The 16,949-nt window shown below is 44.0% G+C and carries 25 protein-coding genes and 2 tRNA genes; 12 read left to right on the top strand and 15 right to left on the bottom strand.

All coding sequences use genetic code 11. The features are described 5' to 3' along the window. Nucleotides 1-275 precede the first annotated feature (275 nt). The 3 genes from ACWNM1_RS08265 to ACWNM1_RS08255 all read left to right on the top strand — a co-directional run bounded on the left by ACWNM1_RS08265 (nt 276) and on the right by ACWNM1_RS08255 (nt 2,519). On the top strand, nt 276-1,118 hold the full coding sequence (locus ACWNM1_RS08265; RefSeq protein ID WP_449600617.1) for a DNA-binding protein: 843 nt from the start codon (nt 276-278) through the stop codon (nt 1,116-1,118). Continuing rightward, nucleotides 1,075-1,209 (top strand): hypothetical protein, encoded by a 135-nt coding sequence (locus ACWNM1_RS08260; RefSeq protein ID WP_449600616.1) that lies wholly within the window; start codon nt 1,075-1,077, stop codon nt 1,207-1,209. The genes ACWNM1_RS08265 and ACWNM1_RS08260 overlap by 44 nt, the downstream gene beginning before the upstream one ends. A gap of 236 nt (nt 1,210-1,445) precedes the next feature. Continuing rightward, nucleotides 1,446-2,519 (top strand): Gfo/Idh/MocA family oxidoreductase, encoded by a 1,074-nt coding sequence (locus ACWNM1_RS08255; protein WP_449600615.1) that lies wholly within the window; start codon nt 1,446-1,448, stop codon nt 2,517-2,519. 159 nt (nt 2,520-2,678) lie between these two features. Here ACWNM1_RS08255 and ACWNM1_RS08250 read toward each other — a convergent pair whose 3' ends face one another. The 5 genes from ACWNM1_RS08250 to ACWNM1_RS08230 form a co-directional block, all read right to left on the bottom strand. Further along, nucleotides 2,679-2,849 carry a hypothetical protein gene (locus tag ACWNM1_RS08250; protein WP_449600614.1) on the bottom strand — a complete coding sequence of 57 codons (171 nt, stop codon included), beginning with the start codon at nt 2,847-2,849 and terminating at the stop codon, nt 2,679-2,681. A gap of 106 nt (nt 2,850-2,955) precedes the next feature. Then, the gene (locus tag ACWNM1_RS08245) at nt 2,956-4,548 is read right to left on the bottom strand and encodes a sensor domain-containing diguanylate cyclase (RefSeq protein WP_449600613.1); all 1,593 of its coding nucleotides are present in this window, start codon (nt 4,546-4,548) and stop codon (nt 2,956-2,958) included. Nucleotides 4,549-4,867: 319 nt separating this feature from the next. After that, a tRNA-Leu gene (locus tag ACWNM1_RS08240) sits at nt 4,868-4,953 on the bottom strand. Between the two features lie 161 nt (nt 4,954-5,114). Beyond that, complete coding sequence (locus tag ACWNM1_RS08235; RefSeq protein ID WP_449600612.1) at nt 5,115-5,585, bottom strand: hypothetical protein; 471 nt, start codon at nt 5,583-5,585, stop codon at nt 5,115-5,117. Between the two features lie 76 nt (nt 5,586-5,661). Beyond that, complete coding sequence (locus tag ACWNM1_RS08230) at nt 5,662-6,348, bottom strand: M15 family metallopeptidase (protein ID WP_449600611.1); 687 nt, start codon at nt 6,346-6,348, stop codon at nt 5,662-5,664. Between the two features lie 190 nt (nt 6,349-6,538). Here ACWNM1_RS08230 and ACWNM1_RS08225 point away from each other — a divergent pair, with 190 nt between their 5' ends. After that, entirely contained in the window at nt 6,539-6,703 is a 165-nt protein-coding gene (locus ACWNM1_RS08225) for a hypothetical protein (protein ID WP_179283823.1), read from the top strand. On the opposite strand, the gene ACWNM1_RS08220 is transcribed toward ACWNM1_RS08225, so the two are convergent. Next, complete coding sequence (locus ACWNM1_RS08220) at nt 6,700-7,035, bottom strand: YolD-like family protein (RefSeq protein ID WP_449600610.1); 336 nt, start codon at nt 7,033-7,035, stop codon at nt 6,700-6,702. The two genes, ACWNM1_RS08225 and ACWNM1_RS08220, sit on opposite strands and share 4 nt — an antisense overlap. A 382-nt stretch (nt 7,036-7,417) precedes the next feature. Continuing rightward, nucleotides 7,418-7,978: a hypothetical protein gene (locus tag ACWNM1_RS08215; protein ID WP_449600609.1), complete on the bottom strand. Its 561-nt coding sequence runs from the start codon at nt 7,976-7,978 to the stop codon at nt 7,418-7,420. 117 nt (nt 7,979-8,095) lie between these two features. On the opposite strand from ACWNM1_RS08215, the gene ACWNM1_RS08210 reads away from it, so the two are divergent. Further along, nucleotides 8,096-8,584 (top strand): PH domain-containing protein, encoded by a 489-nt coding sequence (locus ACWNM1_RS08210; RefSeq protein ID WP_149646644.1) that lies wholly within the window; start codon nt 8,096-8,098, stop codon nt 8,582-8,584. An 80-nt stretch (nt 8,585-8,664) separates the two neighbouring features. Here ACWNM1_RS08210 and ACWNM1_RS08205 read toward each other — a convergent pair whose 3' ends face one another. Together ACWNM1_RS08205 and ACWNM1_RS08200 are read right to left on the bottom strand one after the other, a co-directional pair. Further along, nucleotides 8,665-10,140 (bottom strand): glycosyl hydrolase, encoded by a 1,476-nt coding sequence (locus ACWNM1_RS08205; RefSeq protein ID WP_449600608.1) that lies wholly within the window; start codon nt 10,138-10,140, stop codon nt 8,665-8,667. Nucleotides 10,141-10,313: 173 nt separating this feature from the next. Beyond that, nucleotides 10,314-10,730, bottom strand: coding sequence for a cytidine deaminase (locus tag ACWNM1_RS08200; RefSeq protein ID WP_042194350.1), 417 nt, complete (start codon nt 10,728-10,730; stop codon nt 10,314-10,316). A gap of 107 nt (nt 10,731-10,837) precedes the next feature. Here ACWNM1_RS08200 and ACWNM1_RS08195 point away from each other — a divergent pair, with 107 nt between their 5' ends. Next, nucleotides 10,838-11,269 (top strand): NucA/NucB deoxyribonuclease domain-containing protein, encoded by a 432-nt coding sequence (locus tag ACWNM1_RS08195; protein WP_042194351.1) that lies wholly within the window; start codon nt 10,838-10,840, stop codon nt 11,267-11,269. An 88-nt stretch (nt 11,270-11,357) separates the two neighbouring features. On the opposite strand, the gene ACWNM1_RS08190 is transcribed toward ACWNM1_RS08195, so the two are convergent. Next, a complete protein-coding gene (locus tag ACWNM1_RS08190) occupies nt 11,358-11,504 on the bottom strand; it encodes a hypothetical protein (RefSeq protein ID WP_156114850.1) in 147 nt (48 codons plus the stop codon). Between the two features lie 149 nt (nt 11,505-11,653). Between ACWNM1_RS08190 and ACWNM1_RS08185 the strand changes: the two genes are divergently transcribed. The 3 genes from ACWNM1_RS08185 to ACWNM1_RS08175 all read left to right on the top strand — a co-directional run bounded on the left by ACWNM1_RS08185 (nt 11,654) and on the right by ACWNM1_RS08175 (nt 12,752). Next, nucleotides 11,654-11,830 (top strand): YjfB family protein, encoded by a 177-nt coding sequence (locus tag ACWNM1_RS08185; protein ID WP_283908573.1) that lies wholly within the window; start codon nt 11,654-11,656, stop codon nt 11,828-11,830. A gap of 150 nt (nt 11,831-11,980) precedes the next feature. Continuing rightward, the gene (locus ACWNM1_RS08180) at nt 11,981-12,514 is read left to right on the top strand and encodes an ImmA/IrrE family metallo-endopeptidase (protein WP_449600659.1); all 534 of its coding nucleotides are present in this window, start codon (nt 11,981-11,983) and stop codon (nt 12,512-12,514) included. Between the two features lie 76 nt (nt 12,515-12,590). Further along, nucleotides 12,591-12,752, top strand: coding sequence for a hypothetical protein (locus ACWNM1_RS08175; RefSeq protein WP_170880221.1), 162 nt, complete (start codon nt 12,591-12,593; stop codon nt 12,750-12,752). A gap of 117 nt (nt 12,753-12,869) precedes the next feature. Here the strand turns inward: ACWNM1_RS08175 and ACWNM1_RS08170 are convergent, their stop codons facing one another. After that, the gene (locus tag ACWNM1_RS08170; protein WP_188114643.1) at nt 12,870-13,043 is read right to left on the bottom strand and encodes a hypothetical protein; all 174 of its coding nucleotides are present in this window, start codon (nt 13,041-13,043) and stop codon (nt 12,870-12,872) included. 108 nt (nt 13,044-13,151) lie between these two features. Between ACWNM1_RS08170 and ACWNM1_RS08165 the strand changes: the two genes are divergently transcribed. From ACWNM1_RS08165 to ACWNM1_RS08155, 3 genes are all read left to right on the top strand, one after another. Next, a complete protein-coding gene (locus ACWNM1_RS08165) occupies nt 13,152-13,484 on the top strand; it encodes a DUF3139 domain-containing protein (protein ID WP_449600607.1) in 333 nt (110 codons plus the stop codon). Between the two features lie 179 nt (nt 13,485-13,663). Next, nucleotides 13,664-14,158 carry an RNA polymerase sigma factor gene (locus tag ACWNM1_RS08160; RefSeq protein WP_449600606.1) on the top strand — a complete coding sequence of 165 codons (495 nt, stop codon included), beginning with the start codon at nt 13,664-13,666 and terminating at the stop codon, nt 14,156-14,158. Further along, nucleotides 14,155-15,144 (top strand): hypothetical protein, encoded by a 990-nt coding sequence (locus ACWNM1_RS08155; RefSeq protein WP_449600605.1) that lies wholly within the window; start codon nt 14,155-14,157, stop codon nt 15,142-15,144. Before ACWNM1_RS08160 ends, ACWNM1_RS08155 begins: the two co-directional genes overlap by 4 nt. Before the next feature lie 253 nt (nt 15,145-15,397). Here the strand turns inward: ACWNM1_RS08155 and ACWNM1_RS08150 are convergent, their stop codons facing one another. The 4 genes from ACWNM1_RS08150 to ACWNM1_RS08135 all read right to left on the bottom strand — a co-directional run. After that, nucleotides 15,398-15,901, bottom strand: coding sequence for a hypothetical protein (locus ACWNM1_RS08150; RefSeq protein ID WP_449600604.1), 504 nt, complete (start codon nt 15,899-15,901; stop codon nt 15,398-15,400). 338 nt (nt 15,902-16,239) lie between these two features. Continuing rightward, nucleotides 16,240-16,310: transfer RNA gene (locus ACWNM1_RS08145), tRNA-Ser, on the bottom strand. A gap of 151 nt (nt 16,311-16,461) precedes the next feature. Next, nucleotides 16,462-16,737: a helix-turn-helix domain-containing protein gene (locus tag ACWNM1_RS08140; protein ID WP_449600603.1), complete on the bottom strand. Its 276-nt coding sequence runs from the start codon at nt 16,735-16,737 to the stop codon at nt 16,462-16,464. Continuing rightward, a partial coding sequence (locus tag ACWNM1_RS08135; RefSeq protein ID WP_449600602.1) for a hypothetical protein occupies nt 16,730-16,949 on the bottom strand: 220 nt, incomplete at its 5' end. The genes ACWNM1_RS08140 and ACWNM1_RS08135, both read right to left, overlap by 8 nt.

The raw sequence follows: 16,949 nt of genomic DNA, 5'->3' as shown, positions 1-16,949 counted from the left end.
GATTTCCAAGATAGGTACATTTCGGTATTTTACGTACAAATAACCCCAAAACAGAGGGGCAAATAAACAGCATAACAAACATAAATCCCTCGATTCTATGGAACTTAGTGAAAACACTGTACCTTAGTTATATTTGGACAATCACAAAACAAACTCTTGTTTCCTTGTTCCAGTGATGAAAATCACTTACTATATTGGTAAAATAAAGAATAATCTAGAGATACAAACGACATAGCAATAACCGATGGTGATATGCTGAAGAAAGGAAGATCGCATTGAAGTTGGATTTGGATGGATTAAATGCTGATTCCTTAACTAGTATGCTTAAGGCATCTTTTTCATTGGAAAATTGGGATGCTATGATTGAAGTTGCAGACAGGTTGATCACCCAGATTACACTCATATATGAGACAAGCAGTGACACAATGAAAGAACAAAACCTGAAGCGGAGTATTCCCTATTATTTTGGATTTAGCTTATGTTCAAAAGGAATCGCACTTCAAAAGCTCGGTAAGTATCCTGAGGCTAGAATGTGTATTCAAAAATATGCTGAATTGGGCTGGATCAAAGGACTAGATGATGAAGGAATTAATGAAGTCAAATACTACTGTAATATTGCAAAAGCCAATACCTACGTGCTCGACCTTTTGGAAGGCAAGACAGGAGTCCTAAAGGAGTATGTTGAATTTATTAGAAACAGTGCTGAGGAAGAGTTACTGCCAGGACTAATTACCATCTTGGAATCCTCGATAAAATATAACTATTCCGTAGATTGGATTCTGAGTGAATTCGAAATAAACGCTAACGATATAAGAGCACAAGGAACTCAAGAGAGTATAAGATATTTTGTGGATTACAAATTCTTGCTGGCGATGTACCACTACAAACAGGAGAATATGTGCGATGCGATAAACACAATTCTGGAAACCTTACTATTAAGTATTACGCTGAAAGATGATACAGGCTTTAAGAAAGCAGCGGCATTATTTGAGATCCTTAGAGTCTATGCTAATCAATCACAGCTCCAAGTGCATCACAACATAATGAAAACTATAATAGAGAGGGAGTTAACTAATGAAAAAGAAAATGTTCTTACTTACAGTCGTAGTCTTAATTAGTTCAAGCTTGATGATCGCCTCTGCTGGTGCTTCCGCTGTCGATTCCGGTTCTACAATTTACACCGTTAACAATCACGGAATGGGTCATTGATTGAAATTTTATAAGTGGATTATACAAAGGAGCGATCATCCGGCTATTGGATAATCGCTCCTTTGTATGTAAATACATAAGATAGCTTAGCTAAAGACAATAAAAAGTAATAGTTTCACATTATACATAATCCTATGTACTCTATCATTTATTTATATACAATAATAAGAGACAACTGATGCCTGTGCTACGAAGGTATTTACATACTAATCAACCATTAGAGGTGTATTTTAAAGATGAACAGACCTATTCGTTTTGGAATAATCGGAAGCGGCTGGCGGGCGGAAATGTATCTTAAGTTGGCTCACCTGCTTCCGCAGCAATTTCAGGTAACAGGTGTATTGATCCGCAACCCTGCCAAATACCAGCAACTGATCGACAAATGGAAACTGACCGTATACAGCTCGATAGAACACCTTGCGGCCGAGAGCGATTTTGTGGTCCTGGCGGTGTCCAAGACCGCTGCCGCCTCACTGCTGTTGGAGCTTGCAGCGCTGCAAGTACCTGTGTTGGCCGAAACACCCACCGCCTCTACGCCGGCTGAATATGAACTGCTTCGATCAAGCGCCATGGATTTCCCTCTGATTCAAATAGCCGAGCAATATCCGCTGTTGCCTCACCATCAGGCAAGAACCGCCTATATTCAAACCGGACATTTGGGCGAGGTAGGTCATGTTCAAGTCTCTGTTGCGCATGGTTATCATGGAATCAGCCTAATCCGTAAATGGCTCTCGATCACTGGCACAGCATGTGAAATCACAGCTCGCCGGCTAGAGGTTCCAATCATGGACTTCTCTTATAGGGGGAGGGAGGTCGAAGATGACCTGAAGACAGAGCAGCAGGATATCGCAATTATGGTGTTTCCCTCCGGCAAAAGCGCTGTGCTTGACTTCACTCGCTCCCAATATTTCTCGCCCCTCCGTACCAACCGGGTCCTCATCCGCGGATCACATGGGGAAATTCGCGATAATGAGATTATCCGTCGCTTGGGAACCGAAGAGACCGAGTATATGAACATTAGTCGGATTCAAGGCGGACAGGAAGGCAGTCTGGAAAGTCTCTCCTTGCATGAATTGCGTGCAGGACAGCTTAGTCTATTTCAGAACCCGTTTCACCCCTCTCCCCTTTCTGATGAAGAGATTGGGATAGGACAAGCCTTATTGAATATGTCCAGCTTCCTGCACACGGGAATATCAGCATACTCATTAGCGGATGCCTTAACAGACATCAGACTGTCATTCGCGGTCGATGAAGCCATCGCCCTTGGAAGTACTATAACTTTGCAAGATGAAATTTGGCCTGCAAAATAAAAACAGGGTACATGAGAAATCCCCTTGCTGATATACAAAATAAGCTGAACAGAGGGACTTGAGCGCTGAAGCAGCCATGATCGAAAACCTCGATTATCCAGTAATGGAAGAATCGGGGTTTTCCTATTTAATAATCCTTGCCAGTGAATAGCGATGTTCTCACTTTAACCAGTCAATAGATTCCCAATCTATTTTCTCTGCGCCGACTTCGTTCAGTTTTGCACTACAATCATCGTAGATTTCATCTGAATCAGTTGTTTGGCGAGAATCACTTCCGGAGTCCGTTAGTGGAATATCGTGCATCCCCTGATAAATGACCGTAGTCTCCATCCTTAGAGACCGGCATGTGTACAGTGTGCCCCACTCTTTAATTGGAAACTTAAAACAAAAAAACCTTGATCTCTCAAGGTTTTCACTGTGATGCCGAGCAATGGTTTCAACCATCGGCGACCATCGTCTGGTTTCTTCCCCTGCTCTTGGCCAGGTATAACGCCTGATCCGCCTTCTCCAGAAGCCCCTCCCGCTCCAATGCATGAACAGGATAATGGGCGATTCCCTGGGAGATCGTAATCTGTGTCGGGATTGGACCCCTGCTTTGTTCCAGTGCCCGCCGGACTCTTTCAGCTACGGTGAAAGCTTCCTCGGGTCTAGTGTGGGCCAGTAAGATGACGAACTCTTCGCCGCCGTAGCGGTGGCAAACATCGTCTGGGCGAAACGAGTTAACTATAACCTTGGCTACATGTTTCAGCACTTCGTCGCCGATGATATGGCCGTAGGTATCGTTCACGAGTTTAAATTTGTCTACATCCAGCACAATGAGCGAAAACGGTTGCCCTGAGGCAATCCACTGGCCCATCGTATACTCTAACGATCTCCGGTTCATTAAACCGGTCAGTGCATCCGTCGTAGCCTCTTGGGTCAGTTGATCCGTCTGCTTCTGAATATCCGTCGCGGCAAGCAACACAGCCTTGGTCAGCAGATCTGCCTCTCGGCTCCATTGTGGCTTCGCTTCCGGCAATACAATCTTCTCCTTGCCCATCCTGCTCACCAGATTCGCCAGGGAGACAAAAGGCCGGGCCAACTTGCACGCTACGAGAATGACGCCCATCAGGAGTATAATGAACGGAAACAACGAATACCCGAGAATTGTCCGAAGGTGACCCATCAGTTGATAATGGATGACACTAAGCGGAGAAACGACTACAATTCCCCATCCGTTGGCCGGAACGCTGGAGTATCCGGCAAGCATTTCAACGCTACGGGTGTTGCGCACTTGCTGTTCCCCGCTTTCCCCTTTCATAAGTTTCTGTACAACCTTGTTACTGCTGACATCCACCCCAATGAGCTGCTTATCCGGGTGGTACAACAGATGCCCGCTTGAATCCACAATATAATAATAAGAGCCAGAATTGTCCACGTTGTTGTCGCCAAAAATCATAGACAAAATATTGTTCTCTTGCAGATAAAACGTGCCGCTCAAAATACCGCGATATATGCCATTGTTGCTGAAAATCGGCTGACTCATAAACACAATTAGTCTCTTGGTGGTTGGGGTCATGTAGGGGGAGGATATGTAAGGTTTTTTGAACGCCAGAGCTTCCAAACTAGCCTTAGAAGTGATACGGTCGCCTACTGTCCCCACCCTAGCCGGTGCTACGTTGCGGACCAGCCCATCGGCATCGACCACGGTGATAGAATTGAAGTAATTGCTACTATTGCGCATCAGCTCCAAATAATCATCTACTTGCTTCGGCGTTGAGCCATCGTCATTGGAGAGTGTGGCAGCGCTGTATTCCAAACTGCTACGCATGGACTGAAATAAGGAGTCCATTGTCTTGGTCATTCGGTCAGCGTTGTAGTAATTCAAATGGAGCGTAGTCTCCATCAATGATTGTTTTTTGGACTCGTAAGAACCAATCAGAAGAATGCTTGAGGTTAGTAGAACCACCAGCGTAACCAAGCCCGTAAGCAGCGATGTGAGACTGAGCTTTTTACTTTGACGCGGCTCGGCCCTTCTCAGTGTAAGCAAACTATAACCCTCCTTGAATCTTGAAAACTAGCTTAAACAATGATACAACAAATTAAGATGTTATTCGACAATAATGAAAGAACTCCAATCTCTCACACCACTGTACGTTCAGTTCGATATACGGTACTTCATGAAATATTACATATTAAAAACTCCTCTCCAGAGCTTGTGAATTGACAAGCACTGAAAAAGAGTATTTCCAACCTGATTTCTGTGTGCTATGATGTGATCCCTAAGTACAAAGGACCTTTAGCTTTTAATAAAAACTTTCCTTCAAGAAAAACAAAAAAACCTTGATTTCTCAAGGTTTTCACTGTGATGCCGAGGACGGGGGTCGAACCCGTACGGTACTCACGTACCGCAGGATTTTAAGTCCTGTGCGTCTGCCTGTTCCGCCACCCCGGCATATTATGTGTTGAAGCTTCATACGATGTTTACGTATAACGCGACAAGAAATATAATATCATGAATATCGATAACGCGCAATCCCTTTTTCAAAAAAAGTTTTATCACATTAAAAATAACCCGCTCCAGCATATGCCGACACGGGTTATTTGGCATGTCAATTATCTGCGTTCGTCACTTCTGCTTCTCATTCCGACAAGGCCCAAGAGTCCAAACAATCCGAGCCAGCCCCAATTAGAGCCTCTTTTGGTAGTCCCAGTATTCGTAGTAGTACTGGTTGCCCGATATCTACCATCCGTTGTAGTGTTGGATAGTGGAGTTACCGTATTTCTGTTGTAATTATCCCGGGTGTAGTTCTCATTGTAGTTATTGGTGCTAGGTCTATAATTTTCCCCTGTGCGAATCTTATCTTTCATAATGCTCTCATGCTGATTCATCGTTCCCGTGGTGCCGTTCATTAGATTGCCTTCCGTATTCATCATCCGAGTGTTATTCACAGTACCATCCATACCAGTATTAGCGTTGGGGATACCGCCTAAAGCGGCTGACCCGATTGGATTAGCGTAGCTAGCTCCCATTATACTCATTGACAGTACAGTACCGCATGCAAGGCTTGTTATCAGCTTGTTCACAGTGTTATGCCTCCCTTTATGGTTAGTTATCACTGATAATTTCCCCTTGTGTGGCACTGTCTATACATGAATAGCTTTACTCTTTTACTACATTCACTGTCTTGCTTGCTGCGTCATACGTAACCTTTGCCCCAAGCGCCTCAGCCAGAGCACGCACGGGTACATACGTTACGCCGGTATCAAGAACACCATCCGTAAGTTTAGTGCCGTTTAAGGTTATCGTTACTTTAACGTCTTTGTTCACCTGACCATCCTCCCCAGTAATTCTTTTTAAAGCTTCATTGACCTGATCCGTCGTAGGACGTTTACCTGCCCGAAGTTGAGTCGTAGTTAAGCCGAAGGCCATTTGCAGATGTGAATAATCTTTAAAAGACGTCCAGTCTCCTCCCCACTCAAGCCCTAGCTGTTTCCCCACCTGTACAACCTCTTGCCAGTCCGCTATTTTATCTTTATCACCATCACGATTCATATCCCAGGAAATACTATTTCCATCCGGCAGCAAAAGCGCAAAATCAAACGCAAGGCCATAATTGTGATAGCTGGTTCCACCCTTGGCGTTGGTAACTATAGGTCCAGGCTTACTTCTCCCCTGCGCATACAAAGCATTTTGTTCAGCAATCGACCGTAACCCCTGAGTAATAACGATGGGCACTCCTCTGGCATAGCTTTGCTGAATCAAAGCCTTCGCCCCTGCTGCCAAAACAGGATGAAGCCCAACAAGCCTCGCCGCCGATTTGTCCCTCACTTGATCTAAAGTCAGCATAGAATCACCCCTTGGTATAATCAATGATCCCGCTTCCCCATTCGCTTGTACTAATACCCCTGCTTGCATCTGCAAAAAAAAGACCCCGGTATCCCCGAGATCTTCCCTGAAAAGCACCTATTCATAGCTTCTTCACCTTGGATCATTTCTACAAAAAAGGGCAAAATATTAGCGAAAGGTGGGAACACATATGGACATTCATAGCGATAGCTATAAAGTTGCTGCCCTGAGTGAGCAGGAAGAAGCACTCGAAATTATTCGAAATGCCGAAGCTTCCATTGCAAATCTGACCGGCAACCCAACGGTGACCCTAATTGCTTATGAAAAAAGTGAAGTCAGCGGTTCTCAGCATTAGACGATGTAAACCTCCACTAGATCATCTACATTGATCCACTTCCATTCCTCCGCCCACTGCAGCTTAAACTCACGCGAGTGGGTGTGAATGGAAGTCACAAAACCACTTAGTGTCGTATTCTCAAAAGGATCAAACAGCACAACAGTGACGCGCACATGACTCCGTAACGATAAGGCCAGTGTACATTCGATCTCCTCCAGCTTCTGCTCATCCAGAATAGGCTTAATCCGGCGCAGGGTCTCCCGTTCATCCCTAATAATTCTTACCTTATGCTCCGGCAGCATCATGCGACTGCTTTCCCACAGTCCGTTTTTCTCCAGCTTTTTGCCCATAGTAACCCCTCCCTAATTTCTATACTTATTCCGCAACACACGAACGTATGTTTGTATTATATCCACACCTTCGCTGAATAATCAATAATCAGGAAAAAGATACCATTTTCAAATCCTCCTCTTTTATCTAAAAGTTGTATAATAATGAATATCTAATTGAGAGGAGCTTTCTACTTGAAAAAAAACAATGCCCTGCTCATCCTAATTCCCGTATTATTCCTGTGTCTATACCCCCTCGTATATCGAAGCAGTACCCTCTCAGACCTCACAAAAGGAATCGTAGCTGGCTTATTTATAGGAATGGCAGTGTTACCTCTACTCAAGCTCAAAATCGCATCAAAAAGACGCTGACAGTTGAACTGTTCAGCGTCTAAATTTCGATCTATTCTTGAACTTTCTCTGATTCAGCGGTGGACTGACCATCAGCATCGATGAGTCCTGTTGCTTCTCTTGCTTCATTAAGCTTGGAAATGCCGTATAGCATCGCGACGTCAGCGTTCTGATTCAATTCCTCGAACTTCTCAGCAGTGACCTCTGCGGAATCAGCACCTTGAGAGGCCTGTTCTTTTAGAGAATAAGCACTTTGAAAAGCAATTTTGGACTCATCAAGCAGTTTACGAATGTCTTCGGGCAAGCTAGAGGAAATTTTCACTTTCTCAGCCTGATTGGATAGGTCTGTTGCGGTCTTTTGGAATTCGTTAATCTTCTTCTCCAACTGCCTGTCCGAAAGTTCTCCTGCTGAATAAGCAGCAATAGCTTCGTTGAACTCCACTAAAGATGATTTTCCTAATTCATCAAGCTTAGACATTTCATTGTAGAAGTTTTGCACGGTTTCCTGCACTTCTTCTTCCGAGGCAGGTGCCGATGAAGTTGAATTATTATTGCTGCAGGCGCTAAGGATGACAGTCAGCATTAGCGTTCCTATTAGTAACACTTTTTTCATTATTTATCCCTCCACTTAACAGAATAATGTCGGTTTGTGTAAAGCGCAAATGAAATTTATGTAAAATGACTATTATGTTATAATTATTTCAATTGTAATCAGGGAAGGAGAGTATTTATGCCTTATTGCACAACCTGCGGATCAGAATATAAGCAGGGCGCTAAATTTTGTGGAGAATGCGGATCTAGCATTGACGGCACTGCTCCAGTGACCGCCCGCCGTCCATCAGCAAATCCAAACGCTACTCAAGAAGTCGTGCTCTGGAAAGGCAAACCAGCCAGTATCTCTGATCGCCTCAAAGGAATCGTACGCCTAAACACGACTACGTACACCATTACAAGCCAGCGCATTATGGTAAAGACCGGACTTATCGGTAAAAATGTCGAAGAAATCGAATTACTGCGTGTACGCGATTTATCCGTAGCACAATCTATCATGGACCGGATGCTCGGCATCGGTACATTAACTGTATTTTCTGATGATGCCTCAGCGCCTCAGCTTCTTTTCCGAAAAATCCATGATGCCCAAACCGTCAAAGATGTTCTGCGCAAAGCTGTTCGTGACGAGAAGATCGCCAACAACATTAGCTACCGTGAACAAATCTAAGAACCTTTCACATTAAAAAAGCCCCGAAATCCGGGGCTTTTTCGCTAATATTCCGATGCTCGAATCAGTTCGATATCGTCTTATGGAAGATAAAACGCTCCTGCTGGAATAATCCCTTTGGGTTGGCTAGGACTTTCCCACTGCAATACAATTCGCGCGTCCCCCTCATTCTCATAGTACTCCACTTTTATTTCATGTAGCTTGCCAGCTATCAGATTCACACTGCCTTTTCGCTCCTGTCCACTCTGATTCACCCAGCTGTCAATGATCAGCCCTCCATCAATCCACACCCGTACCCCGTCATCAGAGGAGCAGTAAATGGTATAGGTTTCACTATAGGCTGCAGTCAGTTTTCCACTCCACCGCACAGAGAAAGCGTCGACACGAATGGCTGGATCAGGCGAACCCTGTTTCCACGAAAATTGGATGTTAGCATCGGTTCGCGTCAGCGCAGGTGCGCCGCTAAGAGTCATGTTATTGTAATATTGCCCCCATAGTCCACTCTGCAGCACACTGTCTCCCTTAGCGGCTACAATTGCCGCCTCAGCAGCATACTCTTCCCGCGTGAATACAAAGCTGTCATTCATAAAGGCTTTAATTACCGCATCGGTATTCTTCTCATAAAGAAGCTTGCCCCAGGTCATCTGATAAGACCATTTAGGCTGTGCTTTAAATAGTAGTGCAGGGGACGGTAGTTCTCCATTTTCTCCAATCGCGATCACTTTTCCACGACCCAGATCCCATAGACTATCATAGTGACTCCCCTTAAAATCCCCATCATAGATATCTAGTGCCAGCACATCTACTTTGTCACCGCTTGGGTAGTATTCGGCAGGGTCATCACTCCACTGATTTTTGGCGTTTGGGCTCCAGACCCACAATAAATTATGCAGCTTATGATAGCTGGTGAAACGGTCAAACATAAGGTTCCACAGTCCCACGTAATTGATCTTCTTCCCCCACCAGAACCATCCACCATTCATTTCATGATACGGCCGCCAGAGCACAGGAACACCTGCATCATTTAGTTTTTTTAAAGAAAGGGCTATCTTATCCAGATCAGCGATCAGTGCGTTGTACTGAGAGGTACCCGGGGTTATATATTTGTCAAAATCAGCGTTGCTTATGCTCGTAGATACGTTATCCCAAGCTGGCGCAGTCCCTGGTAACTGAGCGTGATAGCTAATCGTTACGATTCCACCGGCTTTATACCAGCGAATAGCGCTGCTAACGACCCAATCCCGCTGATTGTCTATTAGTGCCGCCGTCTGATTATTGATTGCCCCCAGCTCATAGCCGTGAAGGGCGGCGAATTGCCCACTAGTATTTTTCAGCTTCCCATTGAACTCATCCGCGCTCTCCAAATAATCATGTTGTCCACTAATCCATCCTTTTCCTTGCAGAAAATAAAGGGTATTCAACAATTTCTGAGCAGAAGGTACCGTTTCCGAATCCGCCGGAGCCATTTGCAATTTACGATACGCGATTTGCCACTGAACATCACTCACAAACCTCGATGCCGAATCAACCATATTTCGAAGATTGCGCTGTTCCATCCACTCTCACATCCTTTTAACTTTTTTAAGTTATAGTATGGGGACAATAGTGACATGAACTCAGCGAATGGACATGAAGTTGTAAATTAATTTAGGACAGTGTAAGGAACTGCTGAATAAATTCACGGCTCAATAAAAAAAGGAGCCCGGCGGCTCCTGACTATATCTCCAATTTACCTCGTATATCTCAGCGGTAGTAATTCAGAAATATCATATTTAGCTAACCGGCCGTCCTCGGATACAATAACTTTGCAATCCTTCCCGTAATCAGCAATTAACTCACGGCACATCCCACAGGGAGAAACTACTTTAATTTCTCTTTCCTCGCTGTCCGGATCAGAATGCCTTACCGCAACAATCGTATCAAATTCCTTGTAGCCTTCGGATATCGCTTTTCCAATCACCATCGCTTCTGCACAGACTGTAATTCGTCCCATGCTAGCTTCTACATGTACCGCTGTAAAGATTTCCCCCGTCTTAGTACGGAGCGCCGCCCCTACATGGTGTCTTCCCCATTCATAGCGTCTAGTAATAATATCTTCAGCAGAGGCAATAAGCGTCTGATCTTCAATCGTAATCAAATACTCCATATCCAATTCCGTCCTCCTCTTATTTTCCCTAAGTATATTAAATCGCACTGCATTATGATATAAGATATACTATTTTAAGTTCCAAAAAAGGAGGAGCAGATTTGAAAATACAGAAATTACTCACCAGTCTCATCATTGTTGTGTTACTTGCTTTGGGCGGTTACTGGTATGAACAGAACGGAGATCCGGCAGCCCCCTCATCCACATCTGATTCGGAAGTTGTTCAGCTGATCTTCCCATCAGATCGTTATCCTGAGACCGCTAAGCACATTCAGGACGCGATTGCTAAAGGGGAGTCCGCGACGTGCACGATTAACCGTGAGCAGGCTGAAGACAACCGCAAAGAATCCTTAAAAGGGATCCCCACCAAAAAAGGCTACGACCGCGATGAATGGCCCATGGCCATGTGTAATGAAGGCGGCAAAGGGGCCGACATTGAATACATAACCCCAAAAGATAACCGCGGGGCAGGAAGCTGGGTTGGCAATCAGTTAGAAGATTATGCGGATGGAACCCGCGTAGAATTTATGTTCAAATAATAACTCGGCTGATAAATGAGGACTATGCTTCAAAAGAATAGCCCCATCCGGCATACGCCGGATGGGGCTACAATGTGCATCAGCTAGCTTAGAATAAGCAAGCTTTAGTGATGATAACCAGCAAGATGAAGAGTACCAGAATAGCTCCTGTTGAAGTAAAAGGACTACACACCGGACCTACATTTGCTGGGCTTACTACAGGACCTACGTTACAACCACAATGTTCCATTCCCATAATTAATTCCTCCTAATGATTAATGACTACAGCACAAGATATGTAAAAAGGAGATAAGCCGTTTGGGCGAACTGGCAAACAAATGCTATTCACCTAATGAATTAGGTAGGCACAGTCGATAAACAGGATATACACAAAGGAGGTGCGATATGGATATAGCCGCGTTATCAATAGCAATGAGCCAAGCATCCTTAGCTCAAAATGTAGGAATACAAGTCATGAATATTGCCAAAAATCAGGCTGAAACCCAGAGTCAAACGATGGTCGAAATGCTGGGCAAAAGCGTTGCTCCCAATTTAGGAAAAACACTTGATATTAGTGTTTAATTGCTTTATGCTAAGGACACACAAGAACACTCGTTCTTATGTGTCCTTATATTTTTTACCCTACATAGCCCCTCGGGCTTTTCTTTTGTCTTATTATACGAACATACGATCTTATATTTGATTCTGAATGAGGTGAATGATGTGAATAACATGAAATCCTATTATCAAATGACTGCGCTGGAGAAGTGGACAGAAGATTTATACAAGCGTCTGAACCTTACTCAGCCTTCGCAAATTTCGATTGCTTATATTGCAGAACGGCTTAATATTTGGGTTCATTATTTGGATGTAAGAAGCAAGAGCATCGAAGCATCAGCGGGGATGTACACCATGTTTATTGACAACCGGCTTCCAGCCAGTCTGCAGCGGCTAGAGTTTCTCCATGAGCTCTGTCATCTGCTCCGCCATGGTACCGATCAAATATTGATGCCAGAACATTTTACGCGGGCACAGGAGGATGAATCTGAGCGATTTATTCTTTATGCAGCTATGCCCTACTCCATGATCTCCCGCATGACATTGCCTGAGCAACGGGAAGATGCTATCAGCCATCTTGCAGCAGAATTTCAAGTGCCAAGCGAGCTGGCTTTACAGCGGATTGATCAAATTCAAAGACGTGTTTTTCAGGGGCAATTATTGGCCGTGATGGGAAGAAACGAAGAACGATTAACACATATTCAATAATGACTGCGGAGATAATAAGGGTAGTCGCAATGAAGGACCATTAATTATGGTGGAATTTCTCGCAAGGGGGATCGATATGGAAGCCATTAAAGTAATTGAATTATTGATGACTCATCCAGATTATAACGTAGATGCAGTACACCCCGAAATTCCGGATTTTGTTGGGATCGAGTCGATTGAAGTGGATCATGAAACGGGGACCTTCTCCATTTTATTGCAAGAACCCAAAGACGACTGAAGATGATTTGTGTAAGTTCATAATAAAAAGGCAGCCAGTATAGTATACCCAGGCAATTCTTTACCTACGCGGGTTAACCTATCGGTAGTTAAATTGCTGCCTATAGTAAGCTCTCTATTATGCGGATACAAACTGAATCACACCAATAAGAGTTAGAATGAGGAATATGCCCACGAACCCCCAAATAATAAACCATAAGATTCTCAGACCTGGTAGCTTCGGATTAGTATGATTCTCTAATACCTTAATTCGCCGCTCCAGCTCCTGTATTTTTTCTTCTTGCTGCATCATTTCCTTCCTCCCTTCTAATGTGTAAATTACAAGATACAATAGATATGACATACCAGTCACAATATATTATCTTATAATATATACATTTTAGCTAAATGGAGGGAATGAATGAAGAAAAGAACAAAAATAATCCTTATTACCTTCGTTATTGTATATGGAGTCACTTCTTTAGCGCTTCAGGCCTTCCGAAATCATATGGACAATGAAGTGATTCATTATTTGGTAGCTACGAGAGATTATAAGAATGAAGATCTTTATAAAATCTATACCCAGATTGGTAAGGCCCCCGTCGTAAGTACAACGGTGATTTTTGCTGATGAACCTAACGCAAGATACTTTTATCGAAAAGAGAAGGATCGGATTTATCAATATAGCATGGCCCCTGTAAAAGGTACTGATCCAAACTATACATATAAACACATTGAGGAGACCCTCCCGTAAAGGGAAACTTCTATTATAAAGGTGCGATTGTCTCAGCAGTCATGATTATGGCTACTGTGACAATCGCGCCTTTTTTTTAGATCCTAACCCTTGATCTAGACGCTAACAAATTTTCTCAGGAACATAAAGTGACCAAATGCCGTCCTAAATGGTGTTATAGGTAAAGGGGGCATAGAATCATGCAACGATCCATGACCCGGCCGGGAAATCATGTGATAAAGAGTTACGAAATCTACGCAGATATGCTGTTCCGGATTGCTTTGGTCCATTTAGGCAGCCGCCAAGATGCCGAAGAAGCCACTCAGGATACCTTCATCAAACTGATAGAAAAAGCACCAAAGTTCAAAGACGCTGAACATCAAAAAGCATGGCTGATCCGGGTAATCACCAATCATTGTAAAACATTACTGGGCAGAGGCTGGCGCAAGCGTGAGGTTAAGCTGGAAACTGCTGAGCCGATTGCGGTAGATACCCCCGAGGATTTGGCTCTATTGCAGTTAGTTATGGCGATGCCTATGAAGTATAAAACCGTAATCCATCTTTATTATTACGAGGACTATCCCATCCAGGAAATCAGCAAGATTCTGCAGATTAGCCAGTCTGCCGTGAAAATGAGACTTCAGCGGGGACGGCAACTGTTAAAACTGGAGCTGGAAGGAGTGGAATCACAATGAAAGAAGATCAGTTTCGAACATTATACAAGAAAGCGGTGGAATCTATGAAACCAGGTGAAGAGATGAAAAAAGAATTAATCGACAAACTGGAGCAACAGCAGGAGCGGAAACGTCCACGCAAGACGGTTTATATCGCGGCAAGTATCGTCCTCGCCGCCGGGATCGGCTTAGCTTCACCTAATATATGGCAGCAGTTAAATGGCCAGAGTACTCAAGGGCAAATCGCTCAGGTAACTCCAGGTCCAAGCCAACCAGACAATTCTGGAACAAATGCATCCGAAAGCATTGTTATCCCCAAGCTGGAACTGCCGGATACCAAATCTGGCGTTATGGCAGATATGATCGCTCTAGTCGTATATAAAGATAACATTTATACACAGTCTGCGACTCGAATCAGCGCAGCCGATGCTGCCGCTCTGCGCGGTGACAAGCTGGGACGTACTACAGGTGGCATCGATGAATGGAGCGGTAAAGACAAATATATAGAGTTAGCTTCTAACATCGGCGAAACGGATATCTATTCCGTGAAGGGATATGATTCCGATTTCCTGATTATGTCCTATTCGGAAATCAACGGCGAGGTATTCGCCGAACTGTATGAGCATACAAACGGGATCACCGTAAACAGCGGCGCAGATCTATTTGGCAAGTTAAATCTGGAAGGTCGAATTACTTCCACACAATGGGAAAGCTTCGACAGTTGGAACAACGGACAGCAGCAGTACACACCGCTTGCTGACGACGAGGCGCTTAATGGCTTCTTGAAGGCACTCCAAGCAGCCGAACCGCTGGCAGCAGAGCCTCTTACCGCGCAAGGCATCTACGACAGCGAAGACCGCAAGGTTCTCTATCTCCAGCTGGAAGACAATGCCAGGGTAGAGCTGACGCTGTTTGGTCAAGGGCTAGTACGTTACGGTCAGGCACCTGTATTCTTCAAGGTCGAGTCCGGGGCATTCCAGCAGCTATGGGATAGCATGAAACCATAAGAATGATGCTCGGAAACCGAGAGTACAGCGACTAGAACAACGATTGGGACAACTTTTCGGGCACCATACCCATTAGAAAAGTCTAGCTGAATACAAAAAAGGCGCTGTCGCAAAACCATTTCATGGCTTTGCGACAGCGCCCTTTTACTGACTTTTTTACATGTTCAATACCGCTATGATAACGGGACTCAAAAAAAGAACGCCCACCATGGACGTTCCTGAGATTCTTATTCGTATACAACGTTTCAGCTAGTTACGCATTTACACTTTCTCTTTTACGATCCTGTCTTGTGTGTAATGTTTTCATCGCAAATCTTGCTATCGGCTGAGCAACCAACAGTTCAATCCAAAATGCTATACCAAAGTTTCTTGGCCAGATATGAAGGAAGTTTTTAAGTGGCTCTAAACTTATTTGCTTCGTCCCAACCCATGTGCCGATAATCGATAGTAAAATAGATAACACCGTAACATTCAATAAAGTATTCAACAGCATCCTAGCATTAAATCCATCGGTTTGTCCCATGAATTTTGGCATCACTTTCCCAACAATCGGCCCAGCAACTAATCTTACGGATAAAACTACGATCATCCACATAAACGGAATAACCTTTAGTGTATCTATATACACTTCCTTACTGAAGCCACGTTCCAACCCCACAATAATAGGGGCAATAGTGTTTACTGAAATGATTGAAATAATGAGTAAAAATAATATACCTTCTTTTCCGTTTCTGGGCAGTCTTGTGTCTCCATGCATGTTTGTCATCTCCGTGAATCATATTTCAGATGGCAGACGTATCATGAGACATATATTTTTGGCCCAATAAAAAGACCAATATCTCTACACACTGATTTAATAATTATAGCATTTTTTCAAATGAATGTCAGACCTCTATTTAAAATTTATTAAATTCCTCTGCTCTTTAGTGCATTCAAAAGATTTAAACTATCCCTGCGGTAAGCGCATGGCGATAAATCTTGCATCAGTAAATCCGTTAGCAAACTCGAAATTCGGACCTTCCTAATTCTCTTCCCTTTGAATCTATGTGCCTATAGACAGCAAAAAAACCTTACAAAGTAAGGGTTTTTGATAAGTGGGCCCTGAGGGACTCGAACCCCCGACCAATCGGTTATGAGCCGACCTAGCACTTGATCAATCAATTCCCATTCCTGCGCGTCAAGCACCGGCTTTCATCTTAATCCCCGCTCCCGCTCATCACTAATGATCGAATATTATGCTCCGGTAGCATCGTTCAACTGCAATCCCAAATACTTTCCAATTTCTTCGCCATGATGTCTGCCCTCCTAGTAATCTGTCTAGTAATCTATATGACCACCGTCTAAGCCCCATGAAACTGATGTTGGTCGATCCTCAGTTTGCTCCCATCCCTCAACGACAACCGCACTCTCTGGCGATTTCCCGAACTCCCACAGAATGTAGTTATTCTCTGTCAATTCCTGCAGCCCAGCACGAATCTTTTCTGATGTCCGCCCACTCTTTCTCTCCAATACCTCAAGAGTAGGCATGTACCCGTGATGCACCGAGCAATGCCGCATGATCATCAGCAGCTTGCGGGCCATGTCGCTAAGCATAACGCTGTTCCTTCGACAGGTTGCCAAGACAAAAACTGGCCGCTAAGAACACGCGCGGTACTCCAGTGGATAAGCATGTTGCTCGGATTTGATCTCCTCGAATCCCCATCACTTCAATTTTACGTTGAGATATCCTCCCTGATTTATCTTGATACACTATTTCAACGTTCCACTTTATACATCTTTTTTTAAAAATAAAATCACTTTCAATC

It is taken from the genome of Paenibacillus sp. Marseille-Q9583 (assembly GCF_976954365.1).
The sequence above is the reverse complement of the archived record's forward strand: the minus strand, read 5'-3'. Positions and strand labels throughout refer to the sequence as shown.